Consider the following 16,619-nt stretch of genomic DNA (forward strand, 5'->3'; position numbering starts at 1 on the left):
CGTCCTCTCGGCGCTGCCGGGCACCCGCGTGTGCGCCGGCCTCAGCGGCGCGCTCACCGGCGCCGCCGCGCTCAAGGGCGGCGTCGAGGAGGCGGGGCACGCCCGCCGCCTGGCCGAGGCCCGCGACGGCGGCGTGGTGACCAGCGACGAGATCTACACTCACGCGCTGCTGCTGGCCACCGTGCCGGGAGACGTGCGCCGCTCCTTCTCCTCCCGCCTGCTGTCGCCGCTGCTCGACTACGACCGCAGGCACCAGTCCGACCTCGTGCGCACGCTCGGGATCTTCCTCGACCGGGCCGGCTCGTGGAACGCCTGCGCCGAGCTGCTCCACGTGCACGTCAACACCGTGCGCTACCGCATCCGCCGGATCGAGGAGCTGACCGGCAGAGACCTGTCCACGATGGCCGACCGGGTCGACTTCTTCCTCGCGCTCAGGGACACCGCGCCGCCCCGGTGACGGGGCCGCTCAGGTGACTGGGCCGCTCAGGTGACTGGGCCGCTCAGGTGGTGACCGAGTCTCTGGCCGGTCCCGCGGCCTCACGCTCCTTGATCGCCCGTTCCAGCCAGTACGCGCTGCCCATGCTCTCGGCCAGCGCGACCGCCTCCGCGCCGCGCCGCATCGCCTCCCGGCCCTGGCCGAGCAGGCGGTGGGCGCGCGCCAGGTAGACCAGGCAGCCCACCTCCGTCATCTTGCTGAACCGGGCGGGCCCCGAGGCGTCGGTGAGCACGGACAGCGCCGTGGCGAGCTCGCCCAGCTCGATCAGCGCCCTGCCCCTGGCCAGCGCGAACTCCACCAGCCGCAGCCCGTCGCCCGCGCGGCGGGCCATCTCCGCCCCCTCGTCCAGCGCCCCCAGCGCCTCGTCGAAGCGGCCGAGCTCGATGCAGACGCGCCCGATCGTCAGCAGCGCGTAGAGTTCCCCGACCCGCGACCCCATGCCGGACGCGATCTCCCGCTGGGCCCGCGCGTGCTCCAGCGCGTCGTCGAACTGCTCCCACTTGACGTGCGTGGAGGCCAGGTTGCCGTGCGCGCGCTGCTCGTTGAACCGGTCACCGAGCTGCCGGGCCAGGCGCAGGTGCTGTTGGCCGTGCTGGAAGACGGAGCGGTCGCCCCTCAGGTACAGGCCCGTCGCGAGGTGGGCGTGCCCCTCCATCGTGATCACCGGGTCGTCGAGGCGGCGCCCCGTCGCGAGCAGCCGTTCGCCGAGCGAGACCAGATCGGCCACCCGGTAGGCCCGCTGCTGGTACCACCACAGCGCGAAACCGATCGCCGTGCCCGCCCGCGCGATGTCGTCGTCCTGGTCGGCCATCGCCTGGAAGGCGGCAGCGAGCAGGATGGGCTCCTCCTTCCTGAGCCAGTCGTGCGCCTCGTCCGCGCCGCCGAACCTGCGGCCCCGCTCCCTGACCTCCGGATACGAGCAGTGGACCCGGTGCGGCTGGCTGGTGACGGCCGCGGCCCGCGCGGACGCGGCGTAGTAGCCGATCGCCCGCCGCAGCGGCAGGACGCGCTCTCCGGCCTCCATCAGCGCGCCGGCGAACAGCCGCACAAGGTCGTGGATGCGGTAGCGCCCCGGCTCCGTCGCCTCCAGCAGATGGGCGTCACACAGGCGTTCGAGCGCGCGCTCGACCTGGTACGGCGGCGAACCCGACAGCGCCGTCGCCGCCTCCACGGTGATGTCGGGCACGTGGAGCAGGCCGAGCAGGCCCAGCAGCCGGGCCGCGTCGCCGTCGATCTCGCGGCTGCTGCCGTTGAGCGCGCCCCAGCTGGCCGCCAGGCTCGACCGTACGGCCAGCTCGCCCGCCTCCAGTTCCCGCAGCCGCTGCCGTTCGTCGGTGAGCCGCGCCGTCAGCGCCCCCACGGCCCAGTCGGGGCGGTCGGCCAGCCGCGCGCCGGCGATCCGCAGGGCCAGGGGGAAGCCGTCGCAGAGGCGCGCCAGCCGCGTGGTCTGGCCGAGGTCGGCCGAGACGCGGTCGGCGCCGACGAGCTTGGACAGCATGGCGGTCGCCTCGGCGTCGGACAGCGGGCCCAGCCGCAGCTGAACGCAGTCGTCGCCGGCCACGAGGGACTCCCGGCTCGTCACCAGCACCGCCGTCCCGAGCGGCGCCGAGACGAACGGCCTGACCTGGCCCAGGTCGGCCGCGTTGTCGAGGAGCACGAGGAGCCGCCTGCCCTGCAGCTTGCTCCGCCACAGCGCGGCGGCCTCGTCCTCGTCCACCGGCACGGCGTCGTCGGGCGTGCCGATGCCGCGCAGCAGCCGGCTGAAGATCTCGTGCGAGGACAGCCGGGCCACGTTGGGGGTGCCGCCGCGCAGGTCGACGTACAGCTGCCCCTCGGGGAACCGGTCGCGCACCGCGTGCGCGACGTGGACGGCCAGCGCCGACTTGCCGACACCCGGAGGGCCGCAGATCACCACGAACGGATGCGGCGGATCCTCGTCCCAGGGGTCGAGCAGCGTCCGGAGCCGGACGATCTCCCGCGAGCGGCCGACGAACGCGAGCAGGTCGCGGGGCAGCTGACGGGGGATGAGGGGATCGGGCACGGCCGGCCCGCCGGTGCCGGACAGGACGACGCGGTGCGCCTGGCGCAGGCCCGCACCGGGATCGGCGCCGAGCTCCTCCGACAGCACGCGCCGGGTCTGCTCGAAGAGCGTGAGCGCCTCGGCCTGGCGGCCGCACCCGTGCAGGGCCAGCATGAGCAGCTCGCGCGGGCGTTCGCGGAGCGGATGGCCGCGGGACAGGTCCTGCAGCTGGGCGAGGCAGTCTCGCGGGCGGCCCAGCCGCAGCAGCGCCTCGGCCTGCGCCTCGACGGCGGTCAGCCGCAGCTCTTCCAGGCGGGCGCGCTCGTCGTCGCAGAAGGGGCCCGGCACGCCGCTCAGCGGCCGGCCGCGCCAGAGGGGGAGGGCCTCGTCGAGCTCGCGCACCGCCGCTTCGAGGTCGCCGGCCCTGCTCGCCCGCGCCGCCGCGGCCACCCGCCCGGCGAAGACGTGGGCGTCGACCTGCTCGGGATCGAGGTTCAGCCGGTAGCCGCCGGCGGTGCGGGCCAGCACCCCAGGGGGCTCGCGCCGACCCCTGCCGGGCTCGAAGGCCCGGCGTAACCCGGCGATGTAGGTGTAGACGCTCTGCGCGGCGCTGGGCGGGGGAGAGTCTCCCCACACGCCCTCGATCAGCTGGGCCAGGGTGACCACCCGGCCGGCCCGGACCGCCAGCATCGCCATGATCGCCTGCTGCAGCGGAGGGCCCGCATCGATGACCGCGCCGTCGAGCGCGCCGGTCACCGGTCCCAGCAGACCTATGGTCAGACCGGCCGCCCTCGGACTCCCGTGATCGACTGTCGGATCCACGTAGGGAGCTTAGACGCTCGTGGAGGCGGCAAGGGCCCCGTGACGCATGTAGAAGAAATGTAGATGCGGTCGATACCTTGTCATTCGACCGTGCTGGGTGTGTATTAGGTCACAGGGGCCCTGTCTGACCGGCCGCTCAGTATGGGCTGCGTGGACGGCAGGTGGCGGGACCAGCGGGTCCCTTCACCGGCCGCGCCATCGCGTGAGTCGGACACGGAGTGCGGTACGTGTCCGGGGTGTCGCCTTGTCCTTTCCCGGCACCGGCCGGTTCAGCAGCAACCGATGTCGGTGGCCGCGCTGGAGAGGGAAGACGTCGCGGCACCTGCGGCCGTAACATTACCTCCAAGGGCTACCGCGGCGCCGATCGCGACAGCCAGGATTGACAGGGCAATGCGCATGCGCATGGGGGTTTCTCCCTCGCCTATGTGAGTTGCTCGGACTTATCTTCTCAGGGAGCGGCTGCTGTGACCACATCTGACCTAGTCGGACTCCGTATCAAGACGGTTCGGCGGCAACGCGGCTTGTCACAGGCGCAGCTGGCCCATCCCGAGTTGTCCGACAGTTACGTCTCACTGATCGAGAGCGGTAAGCGTACTCCCACCCCTGCGGTCTTGGAGCTGCTCGCCAACAAGCTGGACTGCTCGCTGTCCTATCTGATCAACGGCGTCACCGCCGAACAGATGGAGGACATCGAGCTCGCTCTCGGCTATGCGCGGCTCGCGCTCGAGAACGGCGAGGTCGCCGAGGCCCGCACGCGTTTCGCGGAGCTCCTGGGAAACAGTAACTTGGCAGGTCTGACCGCGCTGCGTCAAGACGCCGAATTCGGGCTGGCCCTCGCCACGGAGGCCGCGGGAGACCTTGACCAGGCGATCTCCATCATGCTCAAGCTGCGCGAGGAGGAGCTCTCCCCCGAGCGCGCCATCGAGGTGGCCGTGGCGCTGTGCCGCGCCTACCGCGAGAGCGAGCGGCTCAGCGAGGCCGTCGAGGTCGGCGAGCAGCTGCTCAGCGGCAACGCCCGCCAGCCTTGGAACGATCTTCTCGTCGAGCTGGCCGCAACCCTGCTGATGGCCTACTACGAGCGCGGCGACATGCTGCGCGCCAGGCAGTTCGCGGCCGAGCTGCTCAACGCCGCCGACACCCTGGGCACGCCGCGCTCCATCGTGGCGGCCAACTGGAACGCCTCCCTCGTCGCCCGCGCCACCGGTCACAACGACGAGGCCGTGACCTTCATCGAGCGGGCCCTGGCCGTCCAGCTCGAACACGGCCAGCCGCGCAACACCGCCAGGATGCGGGTCCAGTCCGCGCGCACCCGGCTGCGCACCGGCGCCCAGGACCCGATGAGCGTGCGCAACGTGCTGCGCGCGGCCATCACCGAGTTCGAGCAGACCTCCACCAGCACGATCGACCAGGCCGTCCTCTACCTGGAGCTGGCCTGCGCCGAATACATGACCCACGACCTCGACAGCGCCGCCGAGCACGCCGTGGCCAGCAGAAACCTGCTCCCCGAATACGGCCACGTCATGGGCGCCGAGGCCAACCTGCTGCTCGGCCGCATCTACGGCGAGGTCGGCAGGATGGAGGAGGGGCGCAGGCACGCCGCCGCCGTCGAGGGCTGGCTCTCGCCGCTGCCCGACTCCCGCCGCTCGGCCTCCCACTGGTACGCCACGGCCGAGACGATGGAGCAGCTCGGCGACGCCGACGGCGCGGTCGACGCCTACCAGCGCGCCCTCGCCTGCGCGGGACTGTAGAGCGGAGACCGGACCGGGCAGTGGCGTCGGTAGCCTTGGGGGTGTCATGAAGAGATCCCCGATCGCGGCCCTCACCGCGATGCTCGCCGCCGCCCTGCTCGTGTTCGGCGCCGCGGCCCCCGCGCTGGCGCACGACGTCCTCAAGAGCAGCTCCCCGGCCAAGGGCGCCAAGGTCACCTCGCTCGACGAGGTCAGGCTCGAGTTCAGCGCCAAGATGCGCATGCCGTTCGTCATCGTGCGCGGCGCCGGAGACGCTCAATACCAGAGCGGCAAGCCCGAGATCGACGGCGCCGTGGTGACGCAGGCGGTCGACGGGCCGCTGCCCGACGGGAAATACACGATCGCCTACCGGGTCGTGTCGTCCGACGGGCACCCGATCGAGGGCGAGATCCCGTTCCGGGTTGAGGGCGCGACGCCGTCCCCCAGCCCCTCTGCCGAAGCCACCGCCACCGGCTCCGCGCCCACCGAGACGCCCGCCGAGACGGGCAGCGAGACGCCCGCTGAGACGCCCGCTGAGACGGGCAGCGCCGCCCCGCAGGCTGAGCAGAGCGCGAGCCCGCCGTCACCCGCCGCGAGTGCGCCGGAGAGCCAGGCGGCCGCCGACCGCGCCTCGGCCGGACAAGACGTCTCCTTCCCCGTCTGGCTGATCGTCGTCATCGGCGCCCTCGTCGGCATCGGCATCGGCTTCCTGCTCAGCGCGCGGAAGAAGCAGCCATGAGCAGGGCCGTGCGCCTCACCCTCGCGGCCTCCGCGGCCGCGATCGCCGCCCTGGTCATCGGCATGATCGCCGGAGGCAGGGCGTTCCCCAGGATCATCCCCGGCCTGCCCGACTCCGGCGCGGTCGTCCGGTGGGGCCTGCCGCTGTCGAAGCTGCTGATGGACTCCGCCGGCGTGGTCACCGTCGGCCTGCTGCTGATGGCCGCCCTGCTGCTGCCCAACGACAAGGGCGTGCTCGGCAAGAGCGCCCTCGACTACGTCAAGGCCGCCTCGTGGGCGGCGCTGGTGTGGGCCGGATCGGCCTTTCTCGCCATCGTCTTCGGCGTCGCCGAGTCCATCGGCAGGACCGTGCCCCAGATCCTCGAACGCACGATCCTGACCAGCTACGCCACCCAGACCACGCAGGGCGTCGCGCTGACGCTCGTGGTGCTGTTCGGGGTGGCCATCGCGCTGTTCTCGCGCGGTGCCATCACCGCCGGCGCCGCCGCCGGGCTGCTGGTGTTCGCGCTCGTCACGCTGCTGCCCGCGCCGCTCACCGGACACACCTCCTCCTCGCCCAACCACGACCTGGCCACCTCCTCGGTCTCGCTGCACCTGCTCTCGCTCGCCCTGTGGGTGGGCGGGCTCGGCGTGCTGGCCCTGCACGCGCTGCGCAAGAAGCCCCAGCTCGACGTGGTCGCCACCCGGTTCTCCCGGATGGCGCTGTGGTGCTACGCCGGAGTGGGGCTGTCCGGGCTGTTCGCGCTCGTCGCGCGGCTGGGCGCGCTCTCCGACCTGTGGGTCTCCGAGTACGGCCTGCTCGCGCTGGCCAAGATCGTGGCCTTCGTGCTGCTCGGCTACGTCGGCTACTGGCACCGCCAGCGCACGCTGGCCGACCTGCGGGCCGGCAAGCCGCGGGCGTTCACCCGGCTGGCCGGCGGCGAGACGCTGCTCATGTTCGCCACCGTCGGCGTGGCCGTGGCGCTGTCGCGCACGCCGCCGCCCGAATACGCCGTCCCCGCCGACCGGGCCTTCGAGCTGCTCGGCTTCCCGCTTCCGCCGCCGCTCACGCTGGCCGGCATCTTCACGATGTGGTGGTTCGACCTGTTCTTCGCCGTCGTGGCGGCCGCCCTGGCCGGTCTCTACGGCGTGGGCGTGATCCGGCTGCTGCGGCGCGGCGACCACTGGTCGTGGGGACGCACCGCGGCCTGGTACATCGGCGTGGCCCTGCTGGTCTTCTCCACCCAGAGCGGCCTGGCCCGCTACGCCAAGGTCATGTTCGACATCCACATGATCGAGCACATGACGCTGTCCATGGTGGTGCCGATCTTCCTCGTCCTCGGCGGGCCCGTCACGCTGGCCCTGCGCGCGCTCAAGCCCGCGGCCAGGAGAGGCGACAGAGGCCCACGCGAGTGGATCACCACGATCCTGCACAGCCGCTTCACCAAGGTCGTCACCCACCCCCTCGTCGCCACCGCCATCTTCATCACCTCCACCTACGCGCTCTACTTCACGCCGTTGTTCGAGTCGGCGATGAACGAGCACCTCGGCCACATCTGGATGACCCTGCACTTCCTGATCAGCGGCAGCCTGTTCTTCTGGGTGATCATCGGGGTCGATCCCGGGCCGCACCGGCTCCCGTACGTGTGGCGGCTGCTCATGCTCTTCGTGACCATGCCGTTCCACGCCTTCTTCGGGATCGCGCTCATGATGATGGGCTCCGTGATCGCCTCAGGCTGGTACGAACAGCTCGGCCGCACCTGGGGCGACACCCTGCTGCAGACCCAGCGCGACGGCGGCGCCATCGCCTGGGGGTTCGGCGAGATCCCGACGCTGATCGTCCTGCTGGCCATCGCCGTGCAGTGGTACAAGGACGACGACAGGCAGGCCCGCCGGGCCGACCGCCGGGCCGACCGCACCGGCGCAGGAGACCCGGAACTCGACTCCTACAACGACTACCTCGCCCGTCTCAACCGCGCTGACAAGGGCGAGTAGCGGTTCGGTCATGGCCTTCTACCTTCCGACTACAAGTCTCTGGACCGACAGGTAGCCTTTCTTACAGGGGAGACGGGCATAACCCCACTGACTAGCGTGCGCAGGCCTTGAGGGGGGCGCGCAGCGCCGGTCGGGGAGCGCTGGAGTGGGGACCGGCGCTGGGCCCGGGTGCCAAGGAAGGCGAAACCATTGTCGGAAGAGACACGGATGCGCGGGGGGCAGAGCCTGGCCGAGGCGCTCGAAAGCTACCTGGCCGAATGGTCGGAACGGACGGGCATCGCGGTCGAGACCTGGGCACTGCCCTCGACCGACGTGCCCTCCCGCGTCTCGAGCGGCGTCATGGCCACCATGCGCGAGGCCCTGTCCAACGTGGAGCTGCACAGCAGGGCCAGGACCGTGTCCATCGCCGTGACGGCCGGCAAGAGCGGGCTGCGCATGACGATCAGTGACAACGGCCAGGGCTTCCCGCTGAGCGGCAACGGGCGGGGGATCGCCAGGATGCGGGCGGCCTTCGCGGAGATCGGCGGCACCCTGTCGGTGAACAGCGTGCTGGGCGAGGGCACGACGGTGACGGGGGTGGTCCCCAGCCACCGCTGACGCGTTCACGTGCTCCCGCGCCTGGGGCGCCTGCTTCCGGGGCCTTGGGCGGGTGGTCTTGGGCGGCCGGGTCAGGGGAGGGTGAGGATCTCGCTGCCCGTGTCCGTGACGACGATCGTGTGCTCGAACTGGGCCGTGCGCTTGCGGTCCTTCGTCACGGCCGTCCACTTGTCCGGCCAGATCTCGTACTCGATCGTGCCGAGCGTCAGCATCGGCTCGATCGTGAACGTCATCCCGGGCACCAGCTCCACCCGCAGCGACGGATCGTCGTAGTGGGGCACCATGAGGCCGGAGTGGAAGCTGGTGCCGATGCCGTGGCCGGTGAAGTCGCGCACCACGCCGTAGCCGAACCGCTTGGCGTACGCCTCGATGACCCGGCCGACCACGTTGAGCTGGCGGCCGGGCGCGACCGCCTTGATGGCCCGCATCGTCGCCTCACGCGTGCGCTCCACCAGCAGCCGCGACTCCTCGTCCACCTCGCCCACCAGGTAGGTGGCGTCGGTGTCGCCGTGGACGCCGCCGATGTAGGCGGTGATGTCGACGTTGACGATGTCGCCGTCGCGCAGCACGGTGTCGTCGGGGATGCCGTGGCAGATGACCTCGTTGATGGAGGTGCACAGCGACTTCGGATAGCCCTTGTAGCCGAGCGTGCTCGGGTAGGCGTTGTGGTCGAGCAGGAACTCGTGGCCGATCCGGTCGAGCTCGTCGGTCGTGACGCCGGGCCGGACGTGTCTGCCGACCTCTTCGAGAGCCTGGGCGGCGATCCGGCCGGCCACCCTCATCCGCTCGATGGTCTCGGGGCTCTTCACGTCGGACTCGCCGGTCTTGGGGCGCTTCTTGCCGACGTACTCCGGCCGCTCGATGTGCGCGGGGACCTTTCGCAGGGGTGAGACTCGCCCTGGCTGGAGCAGTGTCGTCATGAAACCTGAGTCTACGGGGCAGAATTGACCTTGTGAGCGAAGGCCAGTGGTGGTTCTGTCTCAAGCACATGCGGGTCGAGCCCGACGAGGGCTGCCCCAACAAGGACCGGATGGGTCCCTACGCCTCGGAGCAGGAGGCGGCGGGGGCACTCCAGCGCGCCGCCGACCGTAACAAGGCGTGGGACGAAGCCGACCAGGACGATGACTGACGGCACGCCGGGACCAGGGGACTATTAGGGGACGATCGCGTATGCCCTGACCGGGAACGTGCCCATGCCGGTGATCATCGGTGGCGCTGCGTGAAAGCGGAAGCCCTCGATGGGCAGCGCCGCCAGGCCGGTCATGTGTTCCACCAGGGGGATCCCCGCCGCCAGCAGGATCGAGTGCGCGGGGCGTTCGCCGTGCGCCGGGGTGTCGTCGATGTTCAGGGAGTCGATCCCGACCAGGGCCGCGCCCTGCTCGGCCAGCCACGCCGCCGACTCGGGGGCGAGATAGGGGTGGCCGTGCAGGTAGGCGTCGGTGCCGAAGTGCCGGTCCCAGCCGGTGTGGATGAGCACGGCCCGGCCCCGTACGTCCAGCTCCTCGCTGACGCGCACGGCGCGGCCGGCGTCCGTGGTGCGCGCGGTGCCGCGCACGTCCGGCTCCGTGCCTGCGTGTACCGCGCGGACGACCAGGCCGGGAAGGTCGGCCAGTTTGGTGAGCGGCACCTGTGACAGGTCCGGGCCGCCGGCGTAGCGGTGGAAGGGGGTGTCGAGGTAGGTGCCGGTGTTGGCGGCCAGCGTGATGGTGCCGATGTGGAATTCCGTACCCGGCGCGTACACCTCCCGCGAGTCCTCCCTGCTCAGGTGCACACCCAGGCGCGGGCCCGGAATGCCGGGATAGGTGCGCATGCCGTCGGTGATGCGGTGGCTGAGCTCGACGATCATTTGTGCACCGTCCCGATCCGGGCCAGTTTGACCAGGGCCACCATGCCGATGGCGGCCCACACGAGGTTGAGCCCGGCCGACGGCCAGGCGGCGTTGTAGGCGCTGTTGATCATCAGGCCGAGCGAGCCGGCGAGGTTGATGAGCTGGTACGCGGTCCCGTCGCCCGACAGGCGGGAGGACGAGACGAGCGCGTAGCCGGCCAGCAGCAGGGCGGCGCCGAGCCAGCCGGCGACGGCGAGCAGGAGATCCATGGCGTCATTGTCGGGATCGCGGGCCTGTAGCACAAATGAAGGATCCTTCACGGCGCGCGTAAGCTGACCTGCATGGACATCGACCCCCGGCGGCTGCGCGTCTTACGCGAGGTCGCGCGGCGCGGCGGCGTGATGCGGGCCGCCGAGGCGCTCTACCTGACGCCCTCCGCCGTCTCCCAGCAGCTCGCCCAGCTGGAGCGCGAGGTCGGGCTCGCGCTCATCGACCGCTCCCAGCGCAGCGTGTCGCTCACCCCGGCGGGGCGGGTGCTGGCCGGCTACGCCGAACGGGTCGAGGAGGAGCTGAACGAGGCCAAGCGCGAGCTCACCCGCTTCACCGAGCGCCTGGCCGGGCCGGTGCGCATCGCCGCCTTCCCCACGGTGATCAAGCACGTGCTGGTGCCCGCCATGCGTGCGCTGGCCGTACGCCATCCGAAGATCTCGCTCATCATCCACGAGATCTACGGGCAGCCGGCGCTGCAGGAGCTGCGGCTCGGGGCGGTCGACCTGCTCATCACCGAGCAGGACATGAGCCTGCCCGCCCTGTCGCAGCCGTCGCTGAGCACGAGGCTGCTGTACGTGGACGAATACCGCATCGTGGTCCCGCCGGACTGGACGGAGCCGCCGGCCACCGTCGCCGACCTCATCCGGCTGCCCTGGGTGGCGGGCGAGCCGAACCAGGCGTGCGGGCAGGCGCTGGAGCGGCTGGCCGGGCTGCACGGGTTCGAGCCGCGCAAGGTGCACGTCATCACCGAGTTCGGGCCGACGCTGGCGCTGGTGGCGGCGGGGCACGGGGTGGCGATCGTGCCCACGCTGGCGCTGCTCGACGTGCCGGAGGGCGAGGTACGGGTGAGCGAGGTGCGCGACGTGGGGGCCCGCAGGCTGGACGCCGTCACCCGCGTGAGCCGTACGCGGTCGGGGGAGCCCGACCCGGTGCAGGCCGTGGTGATCGGCGCGATCGAGGAGGCCACCGCGGACCTGGCAGCCTCCCTGCGCGGGCGACTGGGAGAGCCGCCGGCCGAGTCCGGCGAACGGTCGCGGCCCGAGCCCGGCGAACGGTCGCGAGCCGAGCCCGGTGAGCGGCGGGGCGAGCCGGGTGAACGGTCGCAAGCGGGGCAGGCTGGGCGAGCTGGACAGACTGGGAGGGGCGGGCCGTCGCGGGAGGAGTCGGGCGAAGCGGGTTAGTCGGTCAGGCGGGGGCCGCTGACCTTGTCCAGGAGGCTCGCCAGGCGGGCGCGCAGGCCGGGGCGCCGTTCGAGCTCGCCGGCCGCCGCGCTGACCAGGTGCTGCGCCCCGTCGAACGTCACCGGCCCGTCGCGCGGCACCGTGATCGCGTCGTGCGCCAGCCCGGTCAGCTCGGGATCGCCGCCCTCGATCGCCAGGACGGTGGCCCCGACGCGCCGCGCGTCGTCCACCCGTTCGAGCAGCGGGACCGGTGCCTGCCGTTCGGACAGCACGAACAACGTCTCCCCGCGAGCGGCCCGCTCCAGCCGGTCGAGGCCGACGCGCAGGTGCGGGGGAGCGTCCACCGGCGGCGACCAGCGCACCAGAGTGGGGGCGAGCTGCGGCAGACCGGACAGGCGGGCCTCGTCGGCGAGGTGGGCGGTCACATGCCAGGGCTCCTCGTCGGGGGTGCCCACCACCAGCAGCCCGCCCGGCGAACGCGTGGCACGAAGCGCCAGGCCCAGCTCGCGGGCGCGGTCGAGCCAGCCGGTCTCGGCGAGCAGTTCGCGCAGGAGTGCCACCGATCCTGAGTCCATCACCCCATGGTGCCTGACGGGCACGGACGTGGTGACCGATTCGGTGCCGATGCACGGGCACGAGGCGTGCTCCGCCGGGCGTCGCCGCCGCAAGAAGGGCCCACCCGGATCGCGGGCCCGGCGGGCCTGACATGATCTGGCTATGACAGACGTGAACGGGCTTTCCATCGCCATCCTCGGCGGCACCGGTGACCAGGGGAAGGGGCTGGCGCGGCGCTTCGCGCTGGCGGGGCACCCGGTGCTGATCGGCTCGCGCAGCGCGCAGCGCGCCCAGGAGGCGGCCGACTCCATCGGCGCCGGCGCGACCGGTGACGAGAACGCCGCCGTCGCCGCCCGTGCCGACATCGTGATCGTGGCGGTGCCGTACGAGGGGCACAAGGCGCTGCTGGAGTCCCTCCGGGGCGAGCTGGCCGGCAAGATCGTCGTTGACTGCGTCAACCCGCTCGGGTTCGACAAGCAGGGCGCCTACGCGCTTCCGGTCGAGGAGGGCAGCGCCGCCCAGCAGGCGGCGGCCGTGCTGCCCGACAGCCGGGTGGTGGCGGCCTTCCACCACGTGTCGGCCGTGCTGCTGATGGACCCGGCGGTGGACAAGGTCGATCTCGACGTGCTGGTGCTGGGCGACGACCGCGAGGCCACCGACCTGGTGCGAGCGCTGGCCGAGGCCATTCCTGGGGTGCGCGGGGTGTACGGCGGGCGGTTGCGCAACGCGCACCAGATCGAGGCGCTGACCGCCAACATCATCTCCGTCAACCGCCGCTACAAGGCCCACGCCGGCCTGCGCATCACCGACATCTGACCCTCTACGGGACGATCTCCGGCCTGGGCGGGCTCACGAGGAATGCGCCGCCACAAGTGATCGGCTCATCAGACATGGGCGGCCACCGGACACGGGTGATCGAGCGCGGGTTCGGCGGGCGTTCGGCGGCTGTTACAGCCAGCCGCCGTCCTCGGCGATCCGGATGGCGTCGATCTTGTTACGGGCTCCCGTCTTGGTGATCGCCCCGGTCAGGTAGTTGCGTACCGTGCCGGGGGACAGGTGGAGGCGGGTGGCGATCTCCTCGGCCGAGGCGCCTCTGGCCGCCTCCCTGAGCACGGTGGTCTGCCTGGGCGTGAGCGGGCTCTCGCCGTACTCCATGGCCGAGGAGACCAGCTCGGCGTCCAGGACGCGCAGCCCGGCGGCGGTGCGCCGGGCCCAGTCCGCCAGCCGGTCGCCGAGGGCCTCCTTGACCAGGAACGCCTGGATGCCGGCCGCCAGCGCCCTGCGGACGTGGCCGGGCTGGCCCATGGCGGTGAGCACCAGCACCCGGCAGGACGGCAGGCGCTCGCGGAGCACGGCGGCGGCGGTGATGCCGTCCACCACGGGCAGGTCGATGTCGAGGACGGCCACGTCGGGCCGCACCCGCATCGCCTCGGGGACGATCTCGTCGCCGCGGGTCACCTCCGCGACCACCTCGATGTCGGGCTCCAGGCGGAGCAGGGCGGTGAGGGCGGCGCGGATCATGTGCATGTCCTCGGCGAGCAGCACCCTGATCATGTCGCGGCCTCCGCCCCGACGGCCACCTCCATGGCCAGCACGAACCCGCCCTGGCCGGTCCGCGCGGCGCCGGCCGTACCACCCGCCTGGGCAGCACGCTCGACCAGGCCGGTGAGCCCCGAGCCCGGCGGCCCCACGTCGTATCCGGAGCCGGGTTCGACGCTGGATGCGGGGTCGGGGGCGCCGTCGTTGGCGAGTTCGAGGCGTAGCGTGCCCTCCTGCAGCGACGTCGTGATCGTGCAGGTCGTGGCCCGGCTGTGGCGCAGGACGTTGGTCACGCCCTCGCGTACGGCCCACGCCAGCGCCTCCTCCGACCGCCTCGGCAGCGTCACGTCGGCCAGGTGGGCCTGGACGCTCACCCCGGACGACTCCATCAGCGCCACCGCCCGGTCGACCTCGCCCGTCAGCGACATGGCCCGATAGCCCCTGGCCACCTGCCGCACATCCTGGGCCGCCTCCCTGGCGACCCGCACCAGCTCGCCCACCTCGGCGCGGGCGGTGCCGGGGTCGCGGTCGATGAGGCGGCCGGCCAGGTCTCCCTTGAGCGCGATCGCGGTGAGGCTGCGGCCCAGGCCGTCGTGCAGGTCCCGGGAGATGCGCAGCCGTTCCTTCAGTACGGCGGCGTCCGCCAGCTCGGCCCTGGCCTGTTCGAGCTCGGCGGTCACCCGGGTGAACCGGACCAGCGCGTAGATCATGGCGCCGGTCGTGGGCACGGTGACCACGTAGAACAGGGTCACGTGGGCGACCTGCGGGCCCCACCAGAGCAGCGTGCCCTCGTACAGCATGATCAGCCCGACCGCCGCGCCGGCCCAGCGCAGCGGCAGGTAGACCAGCAGCGTGCCGGCCAGCAGCGGCGTGGTCAGCGCCGACATGCCGCCCGGCAGCAGGAAGTCGGGCAGGTAGGTGGCCACCGCCTGCAGCACCACCGTCAAGGGGAAGCCTGGCGGGCGCTCGCCGCGCAGGCCCGCCCGCATGTTGACGTAGTGGGTGGCCACCACGACGAGGAAGACCACGACGGCCAGCACGCCGTACAGCGCGCCCTGGAAGAAGTAGACCAGGGCGATGATCGTGTACGCGCACGAGACGGCCGTGATGAGCGCGCTCGATAGCCGCCGGGCGGATGAGGAGACCACGACGTCGATTATGACCCCCAACGATCGGCCCCCTACGATCTGCGGGGTTCCCAGCGGAACCACAGCCGGACGGCGGCCAGGCCGGCGAGCGCCCACCCGGCCAGGACGAGGAGCGGCACGAGCAGGTCGCCGGTCCTGACGGCGTCCACCACGGCGGTGGTGGGCAGCAGGTCCAGCACCGGCCGTAGCCAGGAGGGCAGCGGGATGGGGCCCATCGCGCCCGCCGACACCCCGGCCACCAGGAAGACGGGCATGGTGACGGCGGCGGCCAGCTCAGCGCGCGGGACCACGGCCGTGTACGCGGCGCCGAGCAGCGACAGCACCGCCGAGCCCGCGACCACGACGGCGGCGAAGGCGAGCGGGTCCGGCGGGAACGGCACGTCGGCCGCGAACCGCACCGTGATCGCGCACAGCAGGATCAGCGCCACCGTCTGGGTGGCGGTGCCGGCGATCTGGCCCGCCAGGATCTGGCCGTCCGTCAGCCGGGTCGAGCGCAGCCGCTTGAGCACGAGCTGGTCGCGGCGGCTGGTCAGGGCCACCACGATGTTCATGAACGCGGTGATCGCCAGCAGGATCGCGATCGTGCTCTGGAAGATCGCCGTGGCGTTGGCGGCGCCGTCACGGGTGACGTGGCGCATGAGCACGGGCATGCCCACGGCCAGGCCGACCGGCGTGATGACCGAGCCGAACAGCATGGACTTGTCCCGCCAGAACAGGCGCGTGCCGAGACGGTAGGTGGCGGCCAGGCTCATCGTGCGTCCTCCGCGAATCGTGAGCTCTCACCGGTTCGTGCGTCCTCCGCGCCTCGTGCGTCCTCCGCGAAGCGGCCAGGCGCGGCCGGCGCGTGCTCCAGGAAGAGGTCCTCCAGGGTGGCGGCGCGGACCTCCAGGCCCTCCAGTCGCAGCCCGCGCTCGGCCGCCCAGGTGAGCAGCGTCTGCGCGGCCAGGTCGGGGTCGGCGGCCCGGCACACGGCCAGCCCGTCCGTCACGGTGGCCGGCAGCGGCAACTCGCCCGTCCCGACGTGCGCGGGCAGCCGGAAGGCCACCCGCCCGCCCCTGGCCGCGAGCGTCTCGGCCATGCCGCCGGAGGCCACGATCCGGCCCTCGTCCATGATCGCCATGGCGGACGCGAGGCGCTGCGCCTCCTCCAGGTAGTGCGTGGTGAGCAGGATGGTGGTGCCGTTCGCGGCCAGGTCGCGGATGACGGTCCAGGTGGCGGCGCGGGCCCGCGGGTCCATGCCGGTGGTCGGCTCGTCCAGGAACAGCACGTCGGGGCGGCCCAGCAGGGCCAGCGCCAGGTCGAGCCGGCGCTTCTCACCGCCGGACAGCTGCCGCACCCGGGTGCGCGCCCGCGCCGTCAGGCCCGCCAGCTCCAGCGCCTCGTCCCGGGGGCGGGGCGCGTCGGTGAAGCCGCGCCAGGCGTCGACGGTCTGCGCGACGGTCAGCTCGGGGAAGAAGCCGGCCTCCTGCAGCATGATGCCGGTACGCGGGCGTACGGCGGCCCGCTCGGCGTACGGGTCGTGACCCAGCACCCGCACGCTCCCGCCCCCAGCCCGCTGGAAGCCCGCCAGCACCTCGATCGTGGTGGTCTTGCCCGCGCCGTTCCGCCCGAGCAGGGCGAAGACCTCGCCCTCGGCCACCTCGAACGAGACGCCTCGCACCGCCTCGAATCCCTGATGGCTCTTACGGAGCCCGTTCACTTCGATGGCTGTCATGCGCACCACT

17 protein-coding genes are annotated in these 16,619 nt (G+C 72.3%); 8 read left to right on the top strand and 9 right to left on the bottom strand.

What is annotated here, in order from left to right:
• Nucleotides 1-457, top strand: a 457-nt coding sequence (locus tag ABFX54_RS29015) for a PucR family transcriptional regulator (RefSeq protein ID WP_346109729.1), incomplete at its 5' end; no start/stop codon positions are given.
• Between the two features lie 43 nt (nt 458-500).
• Here the strand turns inward: ABFX54_RS29015 and ABFX54_RS29020 are convergent.
• Entirely contained in the window at nt 501-3,338 is a 2,838-nt protein-coding gene (locus ABFX54_RS29020) for an AfsR/SARP family transcriptional regulator (protein ID WP_346109730.1), read from the bottom strand.
• A 464-nt stretch (nt 3,339-3,802) separates the two neighbouring features.
• On the opposite strand from ABFX54_RS29020, the gene ABFX54_RS29025 reads away from it, so the two are divergent.
• The 4 genes from ABFX54_RS29025 to ABFX54_RS29040 all read left to right on the top strand — a co-directional run bounded on the left by ABFX54_RS29025 (nt 3,803) and on the right by ABFX54_RS29040 (nt 8,374).
• Nucleotides 3,803-5,086 carry a helix-turn-helix domain-containing protein gene (locus tag ABFX54_RS29025; RefSeq protein ID WP_346109731.1) on the top strand — a complete coding sequence of 428 codons (1,284 nt, stop codon included), beginning with the start codon at nt 3,803-3,805 and terminating at the stop codon, nt 5,084-5,086.
• 46 nt (nt 5,087-5,132) lie between these two features.
• Complete coding sequence (locus tag ABFX54_RS29030; protein ID WP_346109732.1) at nt 5,133-5,804, top strand: copper resistance CopC family protein; 672 nt, start codon at nt 5,133-5,135, stop codon at nt 5,802-5,804.
• On the top strand, nt 5,801-7,777 hold the full coding sequence (locus ABFX54_RS29035; RefSeq protein ID WP_346109733.1) for a bifunctional copper resistance protein CopD/cytochrome c oxidase assembly protein: 1,977 nt from the start codon (nt 5,801-5,803) through the stop codon (nt 7,775-7,777). Before ABFX54_RS29030 ends, ABFX54_RS29035 begins: the two co-directional genes overlap by 4 nt.
• A gap of 207 nt (nt 7,778-7,984) precedes the next feature.
• Entirely contained in the window at nt 7,985-8,374 is a 390-nt protein-coding gene (locus tag ABFX54_RS29040; RefSeq protein ID WP_346109734.1) for a sensor histidine kinase, read from the top strand.
• 71 nt (nt 8,375-8,445) lie between these two features.
• Here ABFX54_RS29040 and map read toward each other — a convergent pair whose 3' ends face one another.
• Complete coding sequence (gene map, locus ABFX54_RS29045; protein WP_346109735.1) at nt 8,446-9,294, bottom strand: type I methionyl aminopeptidase; 849 nt, start codon at nt 9,292-9,294, stop codon at nt 8,446-8,448.
• 32 nt (nt 9,295-9,326) lie between these two features.
• Between map and ABFX54_RS29050 the strand changes: the two genes are divergently transcribed.
• Nucleotides 9,327-9,503, top strand: coding sequence for a hypothetical protein (locus tag ABFX54_RS29050; protein WP_326626525.1), 177 nt, complete (start codon nt 9,327-9,329; stop codon nt 9,501-9,503).
• 24 nt (nt 9,504-9,527) lie between these two features.
• Here the strand turns inward: ABFX54_RS29050 and ABFX54_RS29055 are convergent, their stop codons facing one another.
• Together ABFX54_RS29055 and ABFX54_RS29060 are read right to left on the bottom strand one after the other, a co-directional pair.
• The gene (locus ABFX54_RS29055; protein WP_346109736.1) at nt 9,528-10,220 is read right to left on the bottom strand and encodes a cyclase family protein; all 693 of its coding nucleotides are present in this window, start codon (nt 10,218-10,220) and stop codon (nt 9,528-9,530) included.
• Nucleotides 10,217-10,471, bottom strand: coding sequence for a CBU_0592 family membrane protein (locus tag ABFX54_RS29060; RefSeq protein ID WP_346109737.1), 255 nt, complete (start codon nt 10,469-10,471; stop codon nt 10,217-10,219). Before ABFX54_RS29060 ends, ABFX54_RS29055 begins: the two co-directional genes overlap by 4 nt.
• Nucleotides 10,472-10,543: 72 nt before the next feature.
• Between ABFX54_RS29060 and ABFX54_RS29065 the strand changes: the two genes are divergently transcribed.
• The gene (locus ABFX54_RS29065) at nt 10,544-11,653 is read left to right on the top strand and encodes a LysR family transcriptional regulator (protein WP_346109738.1); all 1,110 of its coding nucleotides are present in this window, start codon (nt 10,544-10,546) and stop codon (nt 11,651-11,653) included.
• Here ABFX54_RS29065 and ABFX54_RS29070 read toward each other — a convergent pair.
• Entirely contained in the window at nt 11,650-12,228 is a 579-nt protein-coding gene (locus ABFX54_RS29070; protein ID WP_346109739.1) for a hypothetical protein, read from the bottom strand. The genes ABFX54_RS29065 and ABFX54_RS29070 overlap by 4 nt on opposite strands.
• Before the next feature lie 142 nt (nt 12,229-12,370).
• On the opposite strand from ABFX54_RS29070, the gene npdG reads away from it, so the two are divergent.
• On the top strand, nt 12,371-13,024 hold the full coding sequence (gene npdG / locus ABFX54_RS29075) for an NADPH-dependent F420 reductase (protein WP_346109740.1): 654 nt from the start codon (nt 12,371-12,373) through the stop codon (nt 13,022-13,024).
• A 132-nt stretch (nt 13,025-13,156) separates the two neighbouring features.
• Here the strand turns inward: npdG and ABFX54_RS29080 are convergent, their stop codons facing one another.
• From ABFX54_RS29080 to ABFX54_RS29095, 4 genes are read right to left on the bottom strand one after another with little or no spacing between them, the layout of a single operon-like run.
• The gene (locus ABFX54_RS29080; protein WP_346109741.1) at nt 13,157-13,762 is read right to left on the bottom strand and encodes a response regulator transcription factor; all 606 of its coding nucleotides are present in this window, start codon (nt 13,760-13,762) and stop codon (nt 13,157-13,159) included.
• Nucleotides 13,759-14,895 carry a histidine kinase gene (locus ABFX54_RS29085; protein WP_346109742.1) on the bottom strand — a complete coding sequence of 379 codons (1,137 nt, stop codon included), beginning with the start codon at nt 14,893-14,895 and terminating at the stop codon, nt 13,759-13,761. The genes ABFX54_RS29080 and ABFX54_RS29085 overlap by 4 nt, the downstream gene beginning before the upstream one ends.
• Before the next feature lie 32 nt (nt 14,896-14,927).
• Complete coding sequence (locus ABFX54_RS29090) at nt 14,928-15,647, bottom strand: ABC transporter permease (RefSeq protein WP_346109743.1); 720 nt, start codon at nt 15,645-15,647, stop codon at nt 14,928-14,930.
• Nucleotides 15,644-16,609 (bottom strand): ABC transporter ATP-binding protein, encoded by a 966-nt coding sequence (locus ABFX54_RS29095; RefSeq protein ID WP_346109744.1) that lies wholly within the window; start codon nt 16,607-16,609, stop codon nt 15,644-15,646. Before ABFX54_RS29095 ends, ABFX54_RS29090 begins: the two co-directional genes overlap by 4 nt.
• Nucleotides 16,610-16,619 lie beyond the last annotated feature (10 nt).

The sequence above is a fragment of the Nonomuraea maheshkhaliensis genome (genome assembly GCF_039529435.1).
Classification (GTDB): Bacteria; Actinomycetota; Actinomycetes; order Streptosporangiales; family Streptosporangiaceae; genus Nonomuraea; species Nonomuraea maheshkhaliensis.

Coding starts and splice junctions, on each gene's coding strand:
- ABFX54_RS29095 (WP_346109744.1), bottom strand. CDS start 16,609: ATGACAGCCATCGAAGTGAACGGGCTCCGTAAGAGCCATCAGGGATTC.
- ABFX54_RS29070 (WP_346109739.1), bottom strand. CDS start 12,228: ATGGACTCAGGATCGGTGGCACTCCTGCGCGAACTGCTCGCCGAGACC.
- npdG (WP_346109740.1), top strand. CDS start 12,371: ATGACAGACGTGAACGGGCTTTCCATCGCCATCCTCGGCGGCACCGGT.
- map (WP_346109735.1), bottom strand. CDS start 9,294: ATGACGACACTGCTCCAGCCAGGGCGAGTCTCACCCCTGCGAAAGGTC.
- ABFX54_RS29060 (WP_346109737.1), bottom strand. CDS start 10,471: ATGGATCTCCTGCTCGCCGTCGCCGGCTGGCTCGGCGCCGCCCTGCTG.
- ABFX54_RS29040 (WP_346109734.1), top strand. CDS start 7,985: ATGCGCGGGGGGCAGAGCCTGGCCGAGGCGCTCGAAAGCTACCTGGCC.
- ABFX54_RS29055 (WP_346109736.1), bottom strand. CDS start 10,220: ATGATCGTCGAGCTCAGCCACCGCATCACCGACGGCATGCGCACCTAT.
- ABFX54_RS29065 (WP_346109738.1), top strand. CDS start 10,544: ATGGACATCGACCCCCGGCGGCTGCGCGTCTTACGCGAGGTCGCGCGG.
- ABFX54_RS29080 (WP_346109741.1), bottom strand. CDS start 13,762: ATGATCAGGGTGCTGCTCGCCGAGGACATGCACATGATCCGCGCCGCC.
- ABFX54_RS29090 (WP_346109743.1), bottom strand. CDS start 15,647: ATGAGCCTGGCCGCCACCTACCGTCTCGGCACGCGCCTGTTCTGGCGG.
- ABFX54_RS29030 (WP_346109732.1), top strand. CDS start 5,133: ATGAAGAGATCCCCGATCGCGGCCCTCACCGCGATGCTCGCCGCCGCC.
- ABFX54_RS29035 (WP_346109733.1), top strand. CDS start 5,801: ATGAGCAGGGCCGTGCGCCTCACCCTCGCGGCCTCCGCGGCCGCGATC.